Here is a 21,390-nt window from a genome sequence, read left to right as displayed (position 1 = left end):
ACAATTCACAACGGCGTTTTGCACTCTGTTTCAAGCAGCACATTTGCACATATAATTATTTTTGTTTTAGATCCTGATGCACCTGTTGCATCGATCTTACCCACGGCTTATTCGCCTGTACGTCTTTAGACATTGTTGACAGCGCAGACCTGGCCTCAGAAGCCGACGCATAGTTGCCGGTAATCAGAATAAACCAGGGCTTACCGTTACGCTGCGTCTGGTATACCCAGTAATCCGTCATGCCGTTTTTCTTGGCAAAGGCCACCAGAGTATCGGAGCGCGAAGCGCTGCTAACCTGAAGCGTAACTCGGTTTGCTGGTATAGACGCCAGCGCAGAAGCGCTTCCCGGCGTTGAAGAACCTTTCGCAGCGGGAGCCTTAGTGGGGCTCTCGGTTGCTTTAGGCGCGGTTTTAGTCGGCTGCGGCTCGGCCGGTTTTGACTTTGTCTGGCCGCTCTGTACCGGATCTTGCGCTTTTACCGGCGGGGAGGACGTATGGGTCGGCTGAGCCTCGGCGCCTGACGTTTGGCCCGTGGAACCGCTGCCGGCCATTTCCGTCTCTTTCAGTCGATTTAGCTGCTCTTGCTGAGCGGAAAGCGCGTCGGTAATCTCACCTGGAATTTCCACCCGCTGCTGGTTGGGCGTTTCGGGAACCGGGGGCGACTGCGTTGGCGTGCCTGCGATCGGCGGCGGCATTACCGGCTGTGAAGAAGACTGCGAACCCGCAGCGCTATTCGCGCCGCTATCGGCAGGAGGCTGCGCCTGCTGAGCCGACGTGCCGGAGCCTAGATCAACCTCGCGCGGCCCGCCGCTTTGCGGTGCCGGAGACTTTAACGCCGAGCTAATGAGGTAGATGAGCAGCAACAGAACGACAATACCAATACCGAGCTTAACGTGCTGCCGAGATACGGTAAAACCTCTACCGGATCTGCTGGGCTTACTGCGCTCACGGCGAGGCGCACGGTCTTCAGCGTCAGGCCTCATACCGTCAGATTCAAAATCTTCCGGTGCATCGTCTTCGTTTCGCACTTTTCTAACCCCTCCCCTACATCCAGAGCCTGCAACAGACCGACTCAAAGAAGTATTTTAAAAAACAGCCAATCAGTTATCCCGTTGGCAATCGAGGATAGCCGATAATACAACATCGTGCGCTATCCCACCTACGACCTCGGATTGCCCGATAGCCGTTGGCAACACAAGCCGAAGTTTCCCCGCCAGCGTCTTTTTATCTCGCAGCATATGGGGAATATAGGCTTCAGCAGTCATCTCTTTTGGACCTTTCGTCGGCAGGTTGGCGCGCGCCAGCAGGCGCTTAATGCGAACAATATCTTCACGCGGGAATATGCCCAGGTTCGACGCCGCATATGCCGCCATGACCGTACCGGCGGCAACGGCTTCCCCGTGCAGCCAGTTACCATACCCCATTTCAGCCTCAATGGCATGGCCAAAAGTATGCCCGAGGTTCAACAGCGCCCGCGCGCCGCTTTCTCGTTCATCTTCGGCGACAACCTGCGCCTTAATTTCACAGCACCGGCGAATACAGTATCCCATCGCCTTTTCGTCCAACGCCATCAGTTCGTCAATGTGGGCCTCGAGCCATTCAAACAAATCGGCGTCCAGTATAATCCCATACTTGATAACTTCGGCCAGCCCCGACGACAACTCGCGCGCAGGCAGCGTTTTTAAACAGTTCAGGTCTATAATAACGGAAGCGGGCTGATAAAACGCGCCGATCATATTTTTACCGAGCGGATGATTAACGGCGGTTTTTCCGCCAACGGAGGAATCCACCTGAGACAGCAGCGTCGTGGGTGCCTGAATAAAACGCACGCCCCGCTGATAGCTGGCTGCCGCAAAGCCGGTCAAATCGCCGATAACGCCGCCGCCTAAGGCAATCAGCGTCGTATCGCGACCGTGATTATTTTCAAGCAGTCGGGTAAAAACGCGGTCCATGATGGACAGCGTCTTATACTGCTCTCCATCCGGTAGGATAAGGTCATCCACCACCACGCCGCGCTTTCCAAGACTTTCTTTCACTACCGCCAGATACAGCGGCGCAACGGTCTCGTTGGTCACAATCAGCACTTTTTCTCCCTCTTTAAGGGGAGAAAAAGCGTCGATGCAGTGGAACAGCCCCGCTTCAATTATAATCGGATAGCTGCGTTCGCCTAAAGTGACCGTTACCTTCTCCATCGTCCGCCTTTTTATATAGAGTTAGACTAAGATATACGCCAATCGGACAAAAGAATCAGCGATTTTCGATTAGTTGAATGATTTGATTGGCAACAACCTTCGCGCTTTGATCGTCGGTATGGATCGTGACGTCGGCAATTTCCTCATAAAGAGGATTGCGCTCTTTTGCCAGCGTTTCCAATACGTCTCTTGGCGTATCAACCTGCAGCAGAGGGCGCTTTTTATCGCGCTGAGTGCGGGCCAGCTGTTTTTCGATTGTGGTTTCAAGATAGACAACGATACCGCGGGCGGACAAACGATTACGGGTCTCTTTGGATTTAATGGAACCGCCGCCGGTCGCAAGAACAATCCCCTGCTTCTCGGTCAGTTCATTAATCACTTTTTCTTCACGATCGCGAAACCCTTCTTCGCCTTCCACATCGAATACCCAGGCTATATCAGCTCCAGTACGGCGTTCAATCTCGTGATCGGAGTCCACAAACTCCATATTAAGCTGTTGAGCCAACTGACGGCCTATGGTGCTTTTACCTGCCCCCATTGGACCAATCAGAAAGATATTGCGTTTCTCTGCCATGTTTTTTGGTATTACTAAGATAATTCGTTAATGGACGCCCCACCCTACGGCATGCCGACGCAGCGGGAGTTCACCTGAAACCTCATGAGCAATATGTGTGAGATCAGACTTGAAATTATCTCAACACTGTAGATAGTTGGCAATAGGCGGTTTAGCCCCGCCCGTCTAACCGCCGGCAGAACTCTAAGAAAATCACCGTAATTACGTTTTTCACTTTAGCATTAGGGTTTCAGATAGCTCCTTGTATGCCAAATAACGGCCAGCGTCAAATCGGCGTTCATTTTAATCTATTCTATCCCTCTTTTCTTTTCTCGCTTTCCGCTCCCGTTCCTACGATCGTCGGCGTAATAAAAATAACCAGCTCTCGTCGAACGCGCTTGTTGGCGTCTCGCTGAAACAGCGAACCCAGCAGGGGAATGTCGCCCAAAACGGGAACCTGTTCTTTGCTTGCCACGCGGCTGTGTTGAAAAATGCCGCCCAGCGCTATCGTCTCGCCGTTGGCGACAAAGACGCGGGTTTGTATCTCTTGGGTGTCTATCGTCAGCACTTCGCTGCCGTCTCCCTTTTTCAACCCCTTCCCCGGCATGTTTTGACTTATTTGCAGATCGAGCTCCAGCCGTTCGTCGGAGAATATGCGCGGCGTCACCTTTAGCCCCAGAACCGCCTGTTTAAACTCAATCGACGTCGCTCCGCTTGAACCGCTGGAGACTTCGTAGGGAATTTCGGTTCCCTGTTTGATGCTCGCCGTTTGTTGACTAAGGGTGATTAAGCGGGGGCTGGCGATAATTTCTACGCTATTTTCAGCCTCCAGCGCGGACAGCTCTAACCCGAGAAGCCTGCCGTCGATTCTGGCCATCTGAAATCCGAACTGCCCGGCCGGAGTAGACAGCGGCAAATTAACGCTAAACCGGCTCGCGACGCCTGCACCGGCCGCCTCTACGTCGCCCCACCCCCACCTAACGCCCAGCTCTTCCAGCCGTTCGCTGTTAATCGTCACGATGTGAGCCGTCAGCAAAACCTGCGGCTGCGGAACGTCGACCTCGGCCAGCAGCGCCTTAACGGCGTCAACGGCCCCCTCCTCGGTTCGCACCAGCAGGCTGTTGCTTCTGCCGTCGGCCACGGCGCTGCCGCTATCGGAAAGCGCAACGCCCCGCTGGCTATTTAGCACCTTTGCCAGCTCAACGGCGTCAGCGTGGCGAACGCGGTAGCTAAACGTAACCAGAACGGGAGGCGGCGGAGCAACCTCTTCGGGCGTTGGTTCTCGAAAGGGAAACACGCTGATAACGCCGCCTTCTCGTTCAGCCTCCAACTTGCCCGCTCTAAGCACAATCGCAAGCGCCTGTTCCCACGGGACCTCCTCCAGCCGCAGGCTAAGCTTACCCTCGACGCCGTCGGCCACCACCAGATTCAACCGCCGGGCGTCCGCCAGCGCCTGCAAAACGACGCTAACCGGCGCGTCCTGAAACGCCAGAGAGACGGGCTGTTGGTCCTCAAAAGGGATCTCGCTTTGCGCAAACAAAGCGCCGCCGGTCAGTAAAAAAAGGGCGGCCAACAGGGCCTTAACCACGTTCCATCTCAACATCAGTATTTCCCTAACGTAAGTTCAATAACGTCGCCGGGCCGACAGCGACTTTTCAGTGAAGGCACGGCGGAAAAACGCGCCGTTCCGCCCTCGATATTCAACAGTCGCCAATAGGCCAGCGAGAAACCGTCGCTCAGCGCTCGCCATTTCCCTTCAGGCGTTTGCGCCCAGCCGCGCTCGACGCCCCGGCTGCGAATAACGCCGCGCAGCCGCCAGGACGACAGCGCCTCGGCCTCTTTATGCACCTGAACCTGACACCGCTGCGCCTCTTCCGCCTGAAAGGGATCGCGCCGTTCGGCGTTGGCCGAGAACAGAACCAGCAGAAGAGAAAAAAGCGCGGCGCGGCGCCGCAAAACGCCTGTCGTCACCGGGCGTCCTCCTTTAGTCGATACTGCGTCACGGTCAATGAAACAGTCAGACCGCCGTCTTCCTCCATCACCAGCCTCTCAGCTACCGCGGCAACGGCGTCCTTATCCATATGTTGAATAAAGCGAAGCAGCTGAAAGTAGTCGCCCTTTAATCGAAGCTGCCAGCGCTGTGCCCAGAACGCTCCGCTTTCCGCATCGGCCAAGTGCTTAGCATCAACAACTCGACATTGAGAACGGCGCGCCGCCGCCATCAGGCTTTGAACGCCCATAGGTAACGCGCTATACGTTCTCAGATAGGCGGCTTTCTCCTCTACCTGTTCATCAAGCAGGCTCAGCGAGGGCGTCGTCCCTAATTGCAGCAGGCGCTGAGCGTAGCGAGCCTTGGCCTCCTGCAAGTCCTGTCCCTGCTTTTCTCTCTCATCCTGTAAAGGGAAAACGAACAGGTATACCCCTGCGATACCCACAAAAAGAGCAACCGCCAAAGCCACGCCCTGCCGAACCCATAAAGACGCAAAGGCGAGGCTATTCCAGCTAATGTCCTCTTCTCTGCTCACGGTAGAGCCTCTTTACGTTGGCCATCTAAAATAAACGTCACCTGCCCGCCACTGGCCCCCGCCGCGCCGACCATTTCGGTTAAGCGAAGCCGCCAGCCGGTGAGAGACGCCCCAAGGTTTTGCAAATATTCAACAACGTCGCCTTCCGCCCATCCCTGCCCTAAGATCGTAAATGCGTCGTCCTGGTACGTAACCCGCTTCAGCCACAGCGCCTCGGGCAGCGTCGTTTCAATCGTCAGAAACCGACGGGAAACGTCACCGGTTGACTGCCTGTAGCGTTCAATCTGCTCAACCGTCGCGCTAAGAGAAGCGAAGCGCGCTTGCAATACCGCAGCCTGCGCTATCCGCGCCTGAATCATAGCGTCGGCTTCTTCAATCGCCCGCAGCGCCTCAATGTCTGCTCGGTAACGGTACTGTTGAAAACCGTAGGCGGAGGCTATCGCGACGACGGCGCCTGCCGCATATACCGCGACCAGCGCAGCAAAGCGCTTTGACGCCCGCTTTCTTTGCCGCTCCCGCCACGGAAGAAAATTCACCTGCAGCATTAACGGTCCTCCTCGCGCAGAGCGAGGCCGCAGGCTAAAACAAAGCGGTGTTCTTCCGGCGGCAGCGGAGGATGCATTTGGTCTATAGCCGCCAACGGCGACCATAGCGCCGCGCCGCCCTGTGCTTCAGGTTCGTCAATTTCTCCGCTAAGAAGCACCCGCTGCGCGTCACCGCCCGCCAGCCGATAGGCTTCACGCGCCTGTGAGGCGGAGAAAAGCGGGGATTCATCACCCATTTCCGGCAGCAGCTGATAGCAAAAGGCGTCATTCAAAGGGGATACCCACATGAATCGCCGCGCCATTCGGTGAAGCAAAAGCGCGCCCCGATCGACGCCGGCGGCCAAGGCCATCGAACGTAAAACGCAGGGCGCGGCATCGACGATGTCCGGCGCAATCCCGGCCTCCGCCAGGCCGGATAAAAGCGAAGTCATGTCTTTTCGCCGCGTTGCGCTGACGACGGCCTGAGCGTTAGCCTTGCCATCGAGGGATGAAATCACTCGATAATCAACGGCCAGTTCCCTTAGCGACAGGGGAAACAGCCTGTCTACGGAGTCTTCAATTAACCACTGCCTGGCGGAAGGCGACTCTACGCCGTCGGGCAAAGGCAGAGTCTGCTGTAGGATGGCCTCGGCGGGCAGCGCGATTCGAAAAGAAACGCGCTTCGGTAGCCGGCTTCGCCAAGCCTTCAGCGCCTGAAGCAGCGCCTGAGAAATGCCGTCGCTCTGAGAAGGATAGGCATAGCCTTCCGGCAAAGGCGGCGCGCGCCACAGGTGCCAGTTCCTCATCTGCCAGCCGTATCGCTGGCGCTGTAAAATCACGGCGTAAAATCCCTCTGAATGAATATCTATTCCTGCCTGCCAGATGGTCATTTCGACTAAATACTCCTTTAGAACTTCACCTTCTCTTCATCTTGATAAAAGAACATATCCACAGCGTCTCATTGGCTTTATACTATCCGGTGTTTGTTTATAAACCGTCCAATACCATCGTTATGGGAATTATCAGGTGAAGTTCGTAAAGTATCTTTTCATCATTGCAATCTGTTGCTTTTTTTTGGGAATTGGCGCGATTTTTGGCCTCTATAAATACCTTGAGCCGGAGCTGCCGGACGTCTCAACGTTGAAAGAGGTTCGCCTGCAAACGCCAATGCAGGTGTTTAGCGCAGACGGAGATTTGATTGCTCAATTCGGTGAAAAACGCCGTATCCCATTAACGCTTAAGCAGATGCCGCCACAGCTTCTTCATGCGTTTATCGCAACGGAAGACAGCCGCTTCTATGAGCACCACGGGCTGGATCCCATCGGCATCGCCCGTGCAGTGGTGGTGGCTCTCGGCGCGGGTTCCGCTCAGCAGGGCGCCAGCACCATTACCCAACAGCTGGCGAGAAACTTCTTCTTAAGCCCGGAAAAGACCGTGATTCGCAAGGCGAAAGAGGCGTTTTTGGCCATTCGCATCGAGCGTTCGCTGTCAAAGGACGAAATTCTTGAGCTGTACCTGAACAAAATTTATCTGGGGTCGCGCGCCTACGGCGTTGGCGCGGCGGCTCAGGTCTACTTCGGTAAAGACGTTAACCAGCTCACGCTAAGCGAAATGGCGATGCTGGCCGGTCTGCCGAAGGCGCCTTCCAGCTATAATCCGATAAATAACCCAGAAAAAGCCCTGATGCGTCGCAACACGGTGCTGTATCGGATGCTGGAAGAAAAATACATCACCCAGCAGGAATACAGCGACGCGAAAAGCGCGCCGCTGGTGGCCAACTATCACGAACCTGAAATTGCCTTCTCCGCGCCCTATCTGGCCGAGATGGTGCGTCAGGAAATGTTCGATAAGTACGGTGAAAACGCCTATACCGACGGCTACAAGGTTTACACCACGGTAACGAAAACCCTGCAAACCACCGCCACCGACGCTGTACGCAATAACATCATTCAGTACGATATGCGCCACGGTTACCGCGGCCCCGCCGAAGTGCTTTGGAAAGCAAACGATCCCGCGTGGGAGAAAGACCAAATCGTAGCGGCGCTGAAAAAGCTGCCTAACTACGGGCCTCTCATCCCTGCCGTCGTCACTCAAACCGAAGCGCAGCAGGCTATCGTTATGCTGGCCAACGGTGAAACTCAAGCGCTGCCCTTCTCCGGCATGCGCTGGGCGCGCCCTTTTATTAACGATCGCGCGATGGGTGCAAGTCCGCGTAAAGTGACCGACGCCGTCGCGGTCGGTCAGCAAATCTGGATACGTAAGGGTAAAGACAGCTGGCTGCTGGCGCAGGTACCGAGCGTGAACTCTGCGCTGGTATCGTTAGATCCCAACACTGGCGCGGTGAAAGCGGTCGTGGGCGGCTTTGACTTTAACCAAAGCAAATTCAACCGCGTCACCCAGTCCGTACGTCAGGTCGGCTCTAACATTAAGCCGTTTGTTTACGCTGCAGCGCTGGACCGCGGAATGACGCTGTCTACGATTTTGACCGACCTGCCTATCAGCATGCCGGTCGGCGGCGGTAAGATTTGGTCGCCGAAGAACTCGCCGCCGCGTTACGACGGTCCGCTTCGCCTGCGCGTAGGCCTTGGCCTGTCGAAAAACGTCATGATCGTCCGCGTGATGCGCGCTATCGGCGTCGACTATGCGGCTGACTATCTGCAGCGCTTCGGCTTCCCGGCACAGAACATCTCCCGTACGGAATCTCTGGCGCTGGGCGCGGCGTCCTTTACCCCGCTACAGCTCGCCCGCGGCTATGCCGTTTTCGCTAACGGCGGCTACCTGATCGACCCTTACTTTATCGCCAAGATTGAATCAGACGATGGGAAAGTCATCTTTGAAGCCAAGCCTAAGGTCGCCTGCGGATTCGACTGCGATATTCCGGTCATTTACGGCACAACGGAAAAATCTCAGGCGCTGGTCAGCAACACCATCGATCTGAGCAAGCAAAAAGAAGAGATGGCAGCGGCAGAAGCGGCCAATGCGAACGCGCCTAACGCCAACGGTGAAGAAGAGAACGATGAGGAAGTCGACCAGGTGACGGAAAGCGCCGTCAACGACATTTCTCCGGTCACTGACCTGAAGGCGACGTCTTCGAATCAACCGCAGGCCACCGAAGCCGATCCCTATGCGCCGCACGTTATCAGCTCAGATCTTGCCTTCCTGATGCAGGATGCGCTTAAGAGCAATATCGCCGGCGAGCCGGGCGGCGGCTGGAACGGCACGGGCTGGAGAGCGGCAAGAGATCTGAAGCGTTCGGACATCGGCGGCAAGACCGGCACCACCAACGGCTCGAAGGACGCCTGGTTCTCCGGTTTCGGGCCTTCGACCGTCACTTCCGTATGGATCGGCTTTGACGATCACCGCCGCAGCCTCGGCCGCGGCGAAGCGGGGGCGCAAAGCGCCCAGCCGGCCTGGATTGACTTTATGAAGGCCGCGCTTGAAGGGTTGCCGATCAAGAAAACCACGCCGCCCAAGGGCATTGTCAGCGTGACGATTGATATGTCTACAGGCCAGCTGCCTAGCAGCGGAAAAACGCGCTCCGAGTTCTTTATGAAGGGCACGGAGCCTACGTCGCGCGCCTACTCAGAAGTCGGCACCACCGTAACCGACAGCGGCGGCAACTCGCACGAACTGTTCTGATATTTGGTAGAATATCCGATGAAAAGGGCCGCTTCATTGCTGAAGCGGCCCTTTCTTATTTCAATATAGATATGGCTATAGCTGCCCGTCGCGCTGCTGAAGGAATTCTCTGGCAAGAAACAGCGCCGCTACGTTGCGCGATTCATTAAAGTCTTTCATTTGCAGCAGCGACATCATGTTCGCCTTCGGCCAGGGAACCAGCGTCAGGGGTTCCGGCTCGTCCCCTTCAAGCTTCTGGCTGTACAGATCTTCTGCCAGAACGATGCACATCGTGCTGGCGAAATAGGTCGGCGCCATCGTAAGCTCGGTCAGCATCGTGAGCTTTTTAGCGCCAAAGCCTATCTCTTCCATAAGCTCCCGGTTGGCAGCGGCGAGAATATCCTCCTGCGGCTCGACCAGCCCTTTAGGGAATCCGAGCTCATAGTCTTCAATCGCTACCGCGTACTCGCGGATAAGCAGGATGTCATTACCGCTGACGGGAACAATCATCACCGCCTTACTTCCTTTGGGCAAAAGGCGTTCGTAAATCCTGTTTTCACCATTGCTGAACGCCAGCTCAACGGACTGAACGTGAAACAACCTCGAACGGGCAACGGTTTCAACGTTCAGAATTTTAGGCTTTTGCTGAGCTTTGTTCATCTTGTCGGCCTCAAAACCGCATATCCGTGTAATAAATATGTTGCTATTTTATGTCATTTCTAACGAATAATCTTCATCCATTATTTCGCCGAACTGACAAAACCCATCACAGAAAACTTTACTGCCTTTGTATTCTGAACTATAGCGATTTACTATATGCGAATTATTTTCGCCTGAACGAGAATGTCATTGTTCCTTTATACGCACTTTATCGCAAAAGACGCCCTGACGATCGCCGACCGTTGGGTTAGGCTAAAAGGGTATTCAACACAGAGCGATATAGCGTACTGCCGAAATCATAAGATGACGAATGAGAATTTTTCATGTTGAACGATAGCGATATCAGCATATTAACGTTATTGCTGCTTGTCGTATTCATTATCATAATCATCGTAGTCCTTTATCAATGGGCTATGCGTCAACGCGTGGCTCGTCATCGCCCGTCAGACAATACCCTGCCGTTTGTTCATAACAGCACGCGTAAGCTTTCCGCAGAAGAAATCGCCACAATCAGTGAATATCTGGAGCATCTGGAAAACAAAACGCAGGACGGCGCCCTTCGGGACGTCATTAAAACGGCGCTGACGCCCTACAGCGACAACGTGTACGAGTTCGAATCCCCCGTGACGTCGCTGCCCGATCAAGAGCTTCCGGACGGCTATCGGCACTACGTTCATGGAATAGAGGTCTATCTTGAGCCGGAGTGGAGCGCATATATCAAAAGCGTCAACCGGCTCGAGCTGATAAAAACGCAGACAACGCCGCTTATCTTATCGCTCAACGGCCTTACGCTAGCCGACTTTATTCAGTCTAAACGCGCCTCTGACGCAGAGAGGGATCGTTATCCAAACCACGCGTTACACAAAAAGAGCGACGGCAGTGAAAACGTTGAGCTTATCCGGCTGAGAAAAGAAACCGAAGCCGAATCGGCGCTTAAACCAAAACAGAAGCTGTTCGCCTCGCTGGTCATCGCCGCTTCCTATGGGATATTTTTCTGTAGTTTGGTAAGCCCGATTGAGCTATTGCCGTGGTTGGTTATTATCGCCGTATTAACGCTTTGTGCCGGCCTGTGGCACATGTTTCGCCGCTCGCCGAAGGCGCCTCAGTACAATATCCACTGCCTGCGGGGCGTTCCAAAACGCTGGGGGCTTTTTGGCGAATCGGACAACGGGCAGTTAACGAATATCTCCGTTGGCACTATCGACCTGGTTTATCCGCCGCACTGGCAGCCCTACGTTGGCTACGACCTCGATCGTAAAACCAACATCGATATTTACCTTAACCGGTACGTCGTCAGGCAGGGGAAGTTTCTTTCGCTGCATAATGAATCTATCAACTTTCCACTCCACCACTGGGGAAAAAATCTGGCATTGGCCGCCGCCTCCCTGATGGTTATCCTGCTGCTGCTTTCAGCCATCCCGCTTAAGCTGCCTTTAGAGTTGACCAAAGCCTGGTTTAAACATCCCACGAACGTAAGCGTCAGTTCGCCGGAAGAGCTCAAGGCCGCCAATATAAAGATTGGCGATCACTTAACGATTAAAGGCAACGGGATGTGCAGCCTCCCTACGGTCTATCAAAGCGACGTCGCCTATCCATTTATGCCGTTTGACTGCACTCAAATGTACTGGGGCGCTAGCAACCTGCCCGAGCTGCCGTCCTCAAACGTGATAGACCGTGCAATAGAGCTGCTGTATACCATTGACTATCAGCTTAATCCGTTAAACGATCGGGCGATTAAAAACAATCCGGACCTGGCAAGAAACGCTGAACGAGCGGGCATGACGCTGGTGCCCAACTTTCCTGACATCGTGTTGAAAACGGACAGGCTGTGTAAAGATCCGGGCGACTGCCAGCGGTTTAAAAAGTCGCTGCTCTCCCTCGCTCACGAAAAAGAATGGGAAGAGCTGGTAAAAAAATCGCAGCAGAATCCGGAACAGGAGCAGGATCTCTTCGTCAGGCCCGTAGTGGCGGACTCTCTGCGTTCTCAGGTCAACACGCTGGTTTCGACCTTCTTTTATAGCCAAACGCACCAAGCGGCTCAGTCGCTTTACAACAAGCCCTCCGGCGGTTTTTACCTGCTTAACGACAGCGGCAAAGAGCAGATGCTCGACAAGGACGAAATCGCCAGCCTGATGAATCCTGACATTCCGCTCGATACGCTTTATAACAATACGGCAATCAAGCAGTGGTTCGAGCTTAAACGCCTTTCCAGCCGGTTGATGCACGTTCCCTTTAACGCTAACGGTATTGTTATCGGCATTAGTAAGATAGAAAACCAAACGACGCAAATCACGTTACACAGCGAATCCAGCCTAATCTCATTCTGGCGCTATTTGGGAGCCAGCCTGCTGTTTATCATCATGGGTATCAGCCTGCTGTATAACGCCGCGCTGTTGTTCATCCGGCTGCGTAAAAACGCACAACGCATCCCGCAAATCCAAAGCTACTATGACCGCTGCTTCGCAAAAAGCTTCAGGCAGAAAGTGCAGCATAGTTAAACCGCTTCCGCCCCCATGGCGCGCGGCTTGAATTTCCGTCCACGGCCCATATATTAGGCTTATATCCACAATCCCCATCGGTAACGACATCGGTGAGGCCTTCAGCAGGAGACCCTGTATGGCGGTTCAATCAGAAGAAGAACGAGGGATCCGGCTCGATAAATGGCTGTGGGCGGCGCGTTTTTATAAAACTCGCGCGGCGGCAAGAGACATGATTGACGGCGGCAAAGTTCACTACAACGGGCAGAGGACCAAGCCAAGCAAGCTGGTCGAAGTCGGCGCCGAAGTTCGTCTACGCCAAGGCAACGACGAAAAAACCGTTATCGTTAACGCCCTCAGCGCCCAGCGCCGGGGCGCTAACGAGGCCCAGACGCTTTATCAGGAAACGGCTGAAAGCATCACCAAGCGCGAGGCCATATCTCAGGCGCGTAAGCTTAATGCCCTGACGATGCCCCATCCGGACCGCCGTCCCGATAAAAAGGAGCGGCGTACGCTGATAAAATTTAAGTACGGCGAAGAAGAGCAGTAAGCGCGACGCCGCAGGGCGTTTAAAAAGCAAATATTGCAGGGACAAAGGGGCTACACGGCCGCCGTATAATTGATAAATGAAGACGAGAGTCAAGAGAGAAACCATGCCGAACGCAGATTTACTACACCGCTATTTGTTCGAAAAGCACGACGTTAGGGGCGAGCTCGTCACGCTAAGCGACACCTACTGCCATATTCTTGAAAACCACGACTATCCGGTCGCGGTGCAGCGCCTGCTGGGCGAATTGCTGGTCGCCACCAGCCTGCTGACGGCCATTTTGAAATTTGACGGCGACATTACCGTTCAGCTTCAGGGCGATGGCCCGCTGAAGCTGGCAGTCATTAACGGCAATAATCTACAGCAAATGCGCGGCGTAGCGCGCCTTCAGGGCGATATCGACGATAAGGCCACGCTCAGAGAAATGCTGGGCAACGGCTATCTGGTCATCACTATCATGCCGAAAGAGGGCGAACGCTATCAGGGCGTGGTCGGCCTTGAAGGAGAAACCGTTTCCAGCTGCCTGGAGGCCTATTTCCGCCAGTCCGAACAGCTGCCTACTCGGCTGTTTATCAAAACCGGCGCTCATCAGGAGCGCCCTGCCGCCGCCGGCATGCTGCTTCAGGTTCTGCCTGCGCACAAGAGCAATGACGGAGAGTTCGACCATCTGGCGACGCTGACGGAAACCATCACTGCCGACGAGCTGTTCAGCCTGCCGATTGAAGATGTGCTGCACCGCCTGTATCACGAAGAAGAGGTGACGCTGTTTGAAGGCCAACCGGTTATCTTCCGCTGCACCTGCTCCAGAGAGCGCTGCGCTCAGGCGCTGATAACGCTGCCGGAAGAAGAAACCGACGCAATGCTGGAAGAGATGGGGCACATCGACATGCACTGCGACTACTGCGGCAAACACTATCTGTTTGAGAAAATGGATATCGACGCGCTGCGCCTGAACGGCGGTACGTTGGTGGAGAGCGAGAATCGCCACTAAGGGTAGAAAATAACCACCGTTATCTTTTTCCTTAATTCACAAGATAAAACGACTGATTAACCGCCGGGAGGAATATCCCGATTTCCCCGGCTTTTTAATCTTTATCGCTATTTGCTTCCCCGCCTTAATCGCTTCACGTCTCAGATCACAGCGACCTGGATCGCATCTTTTATCAAAATTTAGAACAATATGCCGATCCTTGATAGTTGTCTCAGTCAGCGTTAGGGAAGCCTTTACAATAATTAGCAGTATTTATCTTTATAAGGAATAATTATGAGCACAAACCGTATCACACCGGAAGATCTGACTGCCTACGGGATCCAGAACGTCACTGAGATTGTGTACAATCCGAGCTATGATTATCTGTATCAGGAAGAAACCCGCTCGGACCTGCAAGGGTACGAAAAAGGTACCGTCACGACGCTTGGCGCTGTCGCCGTCGACACCGGTATCTTTACCGGTCGTTCACCCAAAGATAAATATATCGTCCGCGACGACACGACCCGCAACACCGTGTGGTGGGCCGATCAGGGCAAAGGTAAAAACGACAACAAGCCGATTTCACAAGAAGTCTGGGCCTCGCTGAAAAAACGCGTCGCCGACCAGCTTTCCGGCAAGCGTCTGTTTATCGTTGACGCCTTCTGCGGCGCCAACAGGGACTCCCGCCTGAGCGTTCGCTTTATTACCGAAGTGGCCTGGCAGGCTCACTTCGTCAAAAACATGTTCATCCGTCCAAGCGACGAGGAGCTCGCCGTCTTCAAGCCCGACTTTATCGTCATGAACGGCGCCAAGTGCACCAACCCGGATTGGAAAGCCCAGGGGCTGAACTCTGAAAACTTCGTGGCGTTTAATCTGACCGAGGGCGTTCAGCTTATCGGCGGCACCTGGTACGGCGGCGAGATGAAAAAAGGCATGTTCTCGATGATGAACTACCTGCTGCCGCTCAAGGGCATCGCCTCCATGCACTGCTCCGCCAACGTGGGCGACAAGGGCGACGTGGCGATTTTCTTCGGCCTGTCCGGTACCGGCAAAACCACGCTGTCAACCGATCCGAAGCGTCAGCTTATCGGCGATGACGAGCACGGCTGGGACGATGACGGCGTATTCAACTTCGAAGGCGGCTGCTACGCAAAGACCATCAAGCTCTCCCAAGAGGCCGAGCCGGATATTTATAACGCCATCAAACGCGACGCTCTGCTTGAAAACGTCACCGTACGCGCCGACGGCAGCGTCGACTTTGACGATGCGTCAAAAACCGAGAACACCCGCGTCTCCTACCCGATTTACCATATCCACAACATCGTGAAGCCGGTGTCCAAAGCGGGACACGCCAAGAAGGTGATCTTCCTGACCGCTGACGCCTTCGGCGTACTGCCTCCGGTATCGAAGCTGACGCCGGACCAAACCCAGTATCACTTCCTGTCCGGCTTTACCGCCAAGCTGGCGGGTACCGAGCGCGGCATCACCGAACCGACGCCGACCTTCTCCGCCTGCTTCGGCGCAGCATTCCTTTCTCTGCACCCGACCCAGTATGCGGAAGTGCTGGTGAAAAGAATGCAGGCCAGCGGCGCCACCGCCTACCTGGTCAACACCGGCTGGAACGGCACCGGCAAGCGCATCTCCATCAAGGATACGCGCGGCATCATCGATGCCATTCTGAGCGGTGAAATCGAGAACGCCGAAACCATCACCCTGCCGATCTTCGATCTGGCGGTGCCCACGGCGCTTGCGGGCGTCAACCCGGCTATCCTCGACCCGCGCGCTACCTACCCTTCCGAGCAGCAGTGGCAGGAAAAGGCAGAGAAGCTGGCGGGCCTGTTTATCGAGAACTTCGATAAATACACCGATACCCCGGCTGGCGCAGCGCTGGTCGCGGCGGGGCCGAAGTTGAAGAAATAGCCCGGCAATCAAACCAAGCAAAAGGCGCCCAATTGGGCGCCTTCCTTGTATTTATGCGAGAGATAACTCCAAAGACGGCTACTCTTCCTTCTCTTTCCACTCATACAGGAACACCTTCACGCTCAGCCCGCCCCGCCTGCTAGTTCCCATCACGATCTCACCGTCATGGCTGTCGATGATCCGTTTCAAAATAGAAAGCCCAAGCCCGGTTCCGCTGATGCTGCGGGCGCGATCGCCGCGCACGAAGGGGCGAAACAGCATCTCCAGCTGATCTGCCGGGATCCCCGGGCCATCGTCCTCAACGCGAAACCAGACGCGGCCAGACGCCCGCCCGCTGCTGAGCTTGATCCAACCGTTACCGTAGCGAGACGCGTTGACTATCAGGTTTACTACCGCACGCTTGATTGAAAGCGGGTGGACGTCGGCAATCAGTTCGCCGCTAAACAGTTCGGTCTCCACCGGCTGCTCCATGCCGCTGGCCGATACGACCTCCGCGAGAATGGTGTTAATGTCACAAGGCTCGGTCTGCTGTTCCTGCCCGGTGCGCAGGTAGTCGATAAACTGTTCGATAATAGCGTTGCATTCTTCGATATCTTTACTTATCGATTCCGCCAGATAGCTCTCTTTTTCATCCATCATCTCCGCCGCCAGGCGGATGCGGGTTAACGGCGTACGCAGGTCGTGGCTTACGCCGGCCATCAGCAGCGCGCGGTCTTTATCCAACTGCTCAACGCCCGAGGTCATACGGTTAAAGGCGCGCGTCACCGAACGGACTTCCGACGCGCCGTACTCCCGCAGCGGCGGTGGAATAACGCCGGTCCCTACCTGCTGGGCCGCGTGTTCAAGGTCCGCCAGCGGCCGGTTTTGAATGCGAATAAACAGCCATGCGCCGCCTATCACCATCAGGATGATAGCCAGCGTATAGCGGAAAAGCGGGGCGAACTCCCCCTGACGGATTTCGGTCAACGGCACCCTCACCCAAACCTCGGGCGAGAGATCGGTTTTTAGCCACACCACCGGCGAATGGTTGCCCAGCTGGATGCGCACTTCCGTCGGGCTACCGAGCTGCTGTTCCATTTGACGACTAAGAAACTCATAGCGCTGCGCCCAACGCAGGCCGCTTTCTTCAGCTGACTCATCGGTATGCAGCGAGATGCCCAGCTCACGGTACATTTCCTTCTGAAACTGAGGAGGGACTTCCAGATACGATCCGTCCTCCAGCCTCAGGCGGTCCGTCATCAGCATACGGACCTCATAGGCAAGCACTTTATTAAACTGCTGAATGCTCGGCAAAATGGCGAAATTCAGCACCACGAAGTACGTCGTCACCAGGCTGATAAACAGCAGAGTGATGATTAAAAGCAGCGTCCGTGCGACTGCACTTCGGGGTGGGAACCGCCAAAACTTCATGCAGCGCTACCGTCCGGCACGAAGACGTAGCCTAACCCCCATACGGTTTGAATATAGCGCGGATGTGCGGCGTCTTCTTCCACCATGCGGCGCAGGCGGGAGATCTGTACGTCGATGGAGCGCTCCATTGCACTGTATTCGCGTCCGCGAGCCAGGTTCATCAGCTTATCGCGAGACAGCGGCTCACGGGGATGGCTCACCAGCGCCTTAAGCACGGCAAACTCTCCGCTAGTCAACGGCATCGGCTCGTCGTCTTTAAACATTTCCCGCGTTCCCAGGTTCAGCTTGAACTTGCCGAACACGATCACCGCTTCTTCCTGAGAGGGTGCGCCGGGCAGCTCGTTGGCCTGGCGGCGGAGCACCGCACGGATGCGCGCCAGCAGTTCGCGTGGGTTGAACGGCTTGGGAATATAGTCGTCGGCGCCGATTTCCAAACCGACGATGCGATCGACCTCTTCGCCTTTGGCCGTCACCATAATGATGGGGATCGGATTGCTTTGGCTGCGCAGGCGGCGGCAGATTGAGAGCCCGTCCTCTCCCGGCAGCATCAGGTCAAGGACCATTAGGTGGAATGACTCACGGGTCAACAGGCGATCCATTTGCTCAGCGTTGGCCACACCGCGCACCTGAAAGCCCTGCTCGGTAAGATAACGTTCCAATAAACCGCGTAAACGCATGTCGTCATCAACGACCAGAATCTTATGATTCTCTTGCATGATTTCACTCCAATAGTTTTTTGCTTAACAGCTAAACGTAATTAATACGTTAGCTGAGACATCTCAATCTACATAACGCACACTTGAAAAATGTTACAAATAATAATAATCGTCAATTACTGTCAGGCACTACGCCTCTTCGCTTTCATCAAACGGGCGATAACGAATGTCCAAAATCCAGTAAGTCGCCCAGCCGTTGGGCGTTTGTACGCTGACTTCATCATCAATCCGCTTTCCAAGCAGCGCCCTGGCTACGGGCGAATCAATCGAGATCCATTTTTTAAACGGTTCAAACTCGTCGGGCCCGACCAGGCGATAAACGTTAACCTCTCCGTCTTCGTTTTCGACCTTAACCCACGCGCCGAAAAACACCCGACCTTCCTGCTGCGGGCTGGGGTCGACTATCTTCAACACCTCAAGGCGCTTGGTGAGAAAACGTACCCGGCGGTCGATTTCCCGCAGCCGCTTTTTACCGTAAATATATTCCGCATTTTCAGAACGATCGCCGAGAGCCGCGGCTTCAGATACCGCCTGCGTCACTCTGGGACGTTCCTCACGCCATAAATACTTAAGCTCGCTGTCGAGCGCCATCCAGCCCTGACGCGTAATGTAATTACTTTTTGCCATCAGATTCCCTACGCTACAATTGCTCTCAAATTGTAGCGTAACTCTTGGAAGTTAACCTGACGTCTCGCTGAGTCAGGCATAAAATTCTGTCTATCTTATCGCTATTTAGGCTGATTTCATCCGGTTTAGCTGGAATTTTTATCAGGTAATCCGTATAACGGACTCATTTTTCACACAACAGCGTACAAGCTTTATGAATAATCGATTAAGTCACACGATTGCCGCTGAGCTTCAGGTCAGGCCCGAACAGGTTTTATCCACCGTTAATCTTTTGGACGAAGGCAACACCGTTCCCTTTATCGCCCGCTATCGTAAAGAGGTCACCGGGGGGCTGGATGACACCCAGCTTCGCCAGTTGGAAACCCGGCTTACCTATCTGCGCGAGCTTGAGTCCCGCCGCCAAACGATACTTAACTCTATTGAAGAACAGGGTAAGCTAACGCCAGAACTGAGCAAAGCGATTAACGAGACACTCAATAAAACCGAGCTGGAAGACCTCTACCTGCCCTACAAGCCCAAGCGGAGAACCCGTGGGCAAATCGCCATCGAAGCCGGCCTTGAGCCGCTGGCCGACGGACTGTGGCAAGACCCGCAGCAGGATCCGGAACAGACCGCCGCTGCTTACGTTAGTGAAGAAAAAGGCGTGGCCGACACCAAAGCGGCGCTCGACGGCGCGCGCTATATCCTGATGGAACGGTTTTCGGAAGACGCCGCTCTGCTGGCGAAAGTGCGCGACTACCTGTCGCGAAACGCCTACCTGACATCTCGCGTTATTGAGGGAAAAGAGGAAGAAGGCGCCAAGTTCCGCGACTACTTCGCCCATCAGGAACCCATCTCCACGACGCCGTCCCACCGTGCGCTGGCGATGTTCCGCGGCCGCAATGAGGGCATTCTAAACCTGACGCTCAACGCCGACCCGCATCACGACGAGCCGCCGCGTGAAAGCCGCTGTGAGCAGATCATTGCCGATCACCTGAACCTTCGCCTTAACGGCGCGCCGGCCGATGGCTGGCGCAAGGCGGTCGTCAACTGGACGTGGCGCATAAAAGTGCTGATGCACATGGAAACCGAGCTGATGGGCGCGCTGCGCGAAAAAGCGGAGGAAGAAGCGATTAACGTTTTTGCCCGCAACGTCCACGATCTGCTGATGGCGGCGCCCGCAGGGCTTCGCGCTACCATGGGGTTGGACCCGGGCCTTCGCACCGGCGTTAAGGTGGCCGTCGTCGACACGACCGGCAAGCTGGTCGCCACCGACACCATCTACCCCCACACCGGGCAGGCAGCCAAAGCCGCCGCCGTAGTGGCCGCGCTTTGCATTAAGCACGGCGTTGAGCTGGTCGCTATCGGCAACGGCACCGCCTCCAGAGAAACCGAACGCTTCTATCTGGACGTACAGCGCCAGTTCCCCGACGTCAAAGGACAAAAGGTGATCGTCAGCGAAGCGGGCGCGTCGGTGTATTCCGCCTCTGAGCTGGCCGCCGCCGAATTCCCGAATCTGGACGTATCCCTGCGCGGCGCGGTGTCTATCGCCCGTCGCCTGCAGGATCCGCTTGCCGAACTGGTGAAGATCGACCCCAAATCCATCGGCGTAGGCCAATACCAGCACGACGTAAGCCAAACGCTGCTGGCGCGCAAGCTGGATGCGGTCGTCGAGGACTGCGTTAACGCCGTCGGCGTCGATCTCAATACCGCCTCGGTACCGCTGTTAACCCGCGTGGCGGGCTTAAGCCGCGCTATCGCGCAGAACATCGTCGACTGGCGAGACGCCAACGGCAAGTTCAGCAATCGCGAACAGCTGCTAAAGGTCAGCCGCCTGGGGCCGAAGGCCTTCGAACAGTGCGCTGGCTTTTTGCGCATCAACCACGGCGACAACCCGCTGGACGCCTCCACCGTTCACCCGGAAAGCTACCCGGTCGTCGAGCGAATTCTGGCCGCTACCCGTAAAACGCTGCACGACCTGATGGGCAACCCAGAGTCGCTGCGCGGCATCAACGCCCGCGACTTTATCGACGAGCGCGTCGGTCTGCCGACCGTTAACGACATCCTCAAAGAGCTGGAAAAGCCGGGCCGCGATCCGCGCCCTGAATTTAAAACCGCCAGCTTCGCCGACGGCGTAGAGACGCTGGACGACCTGAAGATCGGCATGATTCTGGAAGGCACCGTCACCAACGTCACCAACTTTGGCGCGTTTGTCGACATCGGCGTCCATCAGGACGGCCTGGTTCACATATCGTCTCTGGCGGACAAGTTTGTTGAAGATCCGCACAAGGTGGTGAAAACCGGCGATATCGTCAAGGTCAAGGTGATGGAAGTCGATCTGGCCCGCAAGCGCATCGCGCTGTCGATGCGGCTGGACGAACAGCCAGGAGAAGGCAATAGCCGCCGGTCGTCCTCGCCGGAGAGAGAAAAATCACAGCGTCCGTCTTCAGGCCAACGCGGCAAGCCTGCGCCCGGTTCCAACAACAGCGCTATGGGCGACGCGCTCGCCGCGGCGTTTGGCAAAATGAAGCGTTAGCTTTTTAAGTTCGACGCCCTTGCCCGCTATGCATAGCGGGCAAGGGAGCGACATTAAAATTGTTTGATGACGGTTACATTTTCCTTTTAATCACCGGCCGAATAACAACACATTTTATTTAACATTCCGCCTTCGCC

Annotated in this window: 18 protein-coding genes; 6 read left to right on the top strand and 12 right to left on the bottom strand. The window is 55.3% G+C overall.

The window, feature by feature from the left end:
• Nucleotides 1–55 precede the first annotated feature (55 nt).
• The 8 genes from V8L73_RS01865 to pilM form a co-directional block, all read right to left on the bottom strand.
• Nucleotides 56–1,027, bottom strand: coding sequence for an SPOR domain-containing protein (locus tag V8L73_RS01865; RefSeq protein ID WP_036023327.1), 972 nt, complete (start codon nucleotides 1,025–1,027; stop codon nucleotides 56–58).
• 72 nt (nucleotides 1,028–1,099) lie between these two features.
• Nucleotides 1,100–2,191: a 3-dehydroquinate synthase gene (gene aroB / locus V8L73_RS01860; RefSeq protein WP_027273509.1), complete on the bottom strand. Its 1,092-nt coding sequence runs from the start codon at nucleotides 2,189–2,191 to the stop codon at nucleotides 1,100–1,102.
• A 55-nt stretch (nucleotides 2,192–2,246) separates the two neighbouring features.
• A complete protein-coding gene (gene aroK / locus V8L73_RS01855) occupies nucleotides 2,247–2,765 on the bottom strand; it encodes a shikimate kinase AroK (RefSeq protein ID WP_027273510.1) in 519 nt (172 codons plus the stop codon).
• A gap of 292 nt (nucleotides 2,766–3,057) precedes the next feature.
• Nucleotides 3,058–4,347: a secretin N-terminal domain-containing protein gene (locus V8L73_RS01850; RefSeq protein WP_347253996.1), complete on the bottom strand. Its 1,290-nt coding sequence runs from the start codon at nucleotides 4,345–4,347 to the stop codon at nucleotides 3,058–3,060.
• Nucleotides 4,347–4,715: a hypothetical protein gene (locus tag V8L73_RS01845; RefSeq protein WP_347253995.1), complete on the bottom strand. Its 369-nt coding sequence runs from the start codon at nucleotides 4,713–4,715 to the stop codon at nucleotides 4,347–4,349. Before V8L73_RS01845 ends, V8L73_RS01850 begins: the two co-directional genes overlap by 1 nt.
• Entirely contained in the window at nucleotides 4,712–5,269 is a 558-nt protein-coding gene (locus V8L73_RS01840) for a hypothetical protein (protein ID WP_347253994.1), read from the bottom strand. Before V8L73_RS01840 ends, V8L73_RS01845 begins: the two co-directional genes overlap by 4 nt.
• Nucleotides 5,266–5,814: a PilN domain-containing protein gene (locus tag V8L73_RS01835; protein WP_261831723.1), complete on the bottom strand. Its 549-nt coding sequence runs from the start codon at nucleotides 5,812–5,814 to the stop codon at nucleotides 5,266–5,268. The genes V8L73_RS01840 and V8L73_RS01835 overlap by 4 nt, the downstream gene beginning before the upstream one ends.
• Entirely contained in the window at nucleotides 5,814–6,683 is an 870-nt protein-coding gene (pilM, locus tag V8L73_RS01830; RefSeq protein WP_347253993.1) for a pilus assembly protein PilM, read from the bottom strand. Before pilM ends, V8L73_RS01835 begins: the two co-directional genes overlap by 1 nt.
• Before the next feature lie 136 nt (nucleotides 6,684–6,819).
• Between pilM and V8L73_RS01825 the strand changes: the two genes are divergently transcribed.
• Nucleotides 6,820–9,432, top strand: coding sequence for a PBP1A family penicillin-binding protein (locus V8L73_RS01825; protein ID WP_347253992.1), 2,613 nt, complete (start codon nucleotides 6,820–6,822; stop codon nucleotides 9,430–9,432).
• A 75-nt stretch (nucleotides 9,433–9,507) separates the two neighbouring features.
• On the opposite strand, the gene nudE is transcribed toward V8L73_RS01825, so the two are convergent.
• Nucleotides 9,508–10,071, bottom strand: a complete 564-nt coding sequence (nudE, locus tag V8L73_RS01820; RefSeq protein WP_027273515.1) for an ADP compounds hydrolase NudE — start codon at nucleotides 10,069–10,071, stop codon at nucleotides 9,508–9,510.
• 323 nt (nucleotides 10,072–10,394) lie between these two features.
• On the opposite strand from nudE, the gene V8L73_RS01815 reads away from it, so the two are divergent.
• From V8L73_RS01815 to pckA, 4 genes are all read left to right on the top strand, one after another.
• Nucleotides 10,395–12,569, top strand: a complete 2,175-nt coding sequence (locus V8L73_RS01815) for an IgaA/UmoB family intracellular growth attenuator (protein WP_051155574.1) — start codon at nucleotides 10,395–10,397, stop codon at nucleotides 12,567–12,569.
• A gap of 118 nt (nucleotides 12,570–12,687) precedes the next feature.
• Nucleotides 12,688–13,098, top strand: coding sequence for a ribosome-associated heat shock protein Hsp15 (gene hslR / locus V8L73_RS01810; RefSeq protein ID WP_347253991.1), 411 nt, complete (start codon nucleotides 12,688–12,690; stop codon nucleotides 13,096–13,098).
• Nucleotides 13,099–13,201: 103 nt separating this feature from the next.
• Entirely contained in the window at nucleotides 13,202–14,086 is an 885-nt protein-coding gene (gene hslO, locus V8L73_RS01805) for an Hsp33 family molecular chaperone HslO (RefSeq protein WP_347253990.1), read from the top strand.
• 273 nt (nucleotides 14,087–14,359) lie between these two features.
• A complete protein-coding gene (gene pckA, locus V8L73_RS01800; protein ID WP_422655608.1) occupies nucleotides 14,360–15,985 on the top strand; it encodes a phosphoenolpyruvate carboxykinase (ATP) in 1,626 nt (541 codons plus the stop codon).
• 78 nt (nucleotides 15,986–16,063) lie between these two features.
• Here pckA and envZ read toward each other — a convergent pair whose 3' ends face one another.
• The 3 genes from envZ to greB form a co-directional block, all read right to left on the bottom strand.
• Nucleotides 16,064–17,395, bottom strand: a complete 1,332-nt coding sequence (envZ, locus tag V8L73_RS01795) for a two-component system sensor histidine kinase EnvZ (RefSeq protein WP_027273519.1) — start codon at nucleotides 17,393–17,395, stop codon at nucleotides 16,064–16,066.
• Nucleotides 17,392–18,111: a two-component system response regulator OmpR gene (gene ompR, locus V8L73_RS01790; protein WP_027273520.1), complete on the bottom strand. Its 720-nt coding sequence runs from the start codon at nucleotides 18,109–18,111 to the stop codon at nucleotides 17,392–17,394. The genes envZ and ompR overlap by 4 nt, the downstream gene beginning before the upstream one ends.
• Nucleotides 18,112–18,240: 129 nt before the next feature.
• A complete protein-coding gene (greB, locus tag V8L73_RS01785) occupies nucleotides 18,241–18,738 on the bottom strand; it encodes a transcription elongation factor GreB (RefSeq protein ID WP_027273521.1) in 498 nt (165 codons plus the stop codon).
• A gap of 193 nt (nucleotides 18,739–18,931) precedes the next feature.
• Here greB and V8L73_RS01780 point away from each other — a divergent pair, with 193 nt between their 5' ends.
• A complete protein-coding gene (locus tag V8L73_RS01780; RefSeq protein ID WP_347253989.1) occupies nucleotides 18,932–21,253 on the top strand; it encodes a Tex family protein in 2,322 nt (773 codons plus the stop codon).
• Nucleotides 21,254–21,390 lie beyond the last annotated feature (137 nt).

The sequence above is a fragment of the Leminorella grimontii genome, assembly GCF_039789245.1.
In the GTDB taxonomy this organism is placed as follows: domain Bacteria; phylum Pseudomonadota; class Gammaproteobacteria; order Enterobacterales; family Enterobacteriaceae; genus Leminorella; species Leminorella grimontii.
Note: the sequence above shows the minus strand (reverse complement) of the source record. Positions and strands in the feature narration are given on the sequence as shown.

Excerpts from the sequence above, each read along its gene's own strand:
- envZ (WP_027273519.1), bottom strand. The coding sequence starts at position 17,395 with ATGAAGTTTTGGCGGTTCCCACCCCGAAGTGCAGTCGCACGGACGCTG.
- aroB (WP_027273509.1), bottom strand. The coding sequence starts at position 2,191 with ATGGAGAAGGTAACGGTCACTTTAGGCGAACGCAGCTATCCGATTATA.
- hslR (WP_347253991.1), top strand. The coding sequence starts at position 12,688 with ATGGCGGTTCAATCAGAAGAAGAACGAGGGATCCGGCTCGATAAATGG.
- V8L73_RS01835 (WP_261831723.1), bottom strand. The coding sequence starts at position 5,814 with ATGCTGCAGGTGAATTTTCTTCCGTGGCGGGAGCGGCAAAGAAAGCGG.
- nudE (WP_027273515.1), bottom strand. The coding sequence starts at position 10,071 with ATGAACAAAGCTCAGCAAAAGCCTAAAATTCTGAACGTTGAAACCGTT.
- V8L73_RS01815 (WP_051155574.1), top strand. The coding sequence starts at position 10,395 with ATGTTGAACGATAGCGATATCAGCATATTAACGTTATTGCTGCTTGTC.
- pilM (WP_347253993.1), bottom strand. The coding sequence starts at position 6,683 with ATGACCATCTGGCAGGCAGGAATAGATATTCATTCAGAGGGATTTTAC.
- V8L73_RS01780 (WP_347253989.1), top strand. The coding sequence starts at position 18,932 with ATGAATAATCGATTAAGTCACACGATTGCCGCTGAGCTTCAGGTCAGG.
- hslO (WP_347253990.1), top strand. The coding sequence starts at position 13,202 with ATGCCGAACGCAGATTTACTACACCGCTATTTGTTCGAAAAGCACGAC.
- greB (WP_027273521.1), bottom strand. The coding sequence starts at position 18,738 with ATGGCAAAAAGTAATTACATTACGCGTCAGGGCTGGATGGCGCTCGAC.
- V8L73_RS01850 (WP_347253996.1), bottom strand. The coding sequence starts at position 4,347 with ATGTTGAGATGGAACGTGGTTAAGGCCCTGTTGGCCGCCCTTTTTTTA.
- ompR (WP_027273520.1), bottom strand. The coding sequence starts at position 18,111 with ATGCAAGAGAATCATAAGATTCTGGTCGTTGATGACGACATGCGTTTA.
- pckA (WP_422655608.1), top strand. The coding sequence starts at position 14,360 with ATGAGCACAAACCGTATCACACCGGAAGATCTGACTGCCTACGGGATC.
- aroK (WP_027273510.1), bottom strand. The coding sequence starts at position 2,765 with ATGGCAGAGAAACGCAATATCTTTCTGATTGGTCCAATGGGGGCAGGT.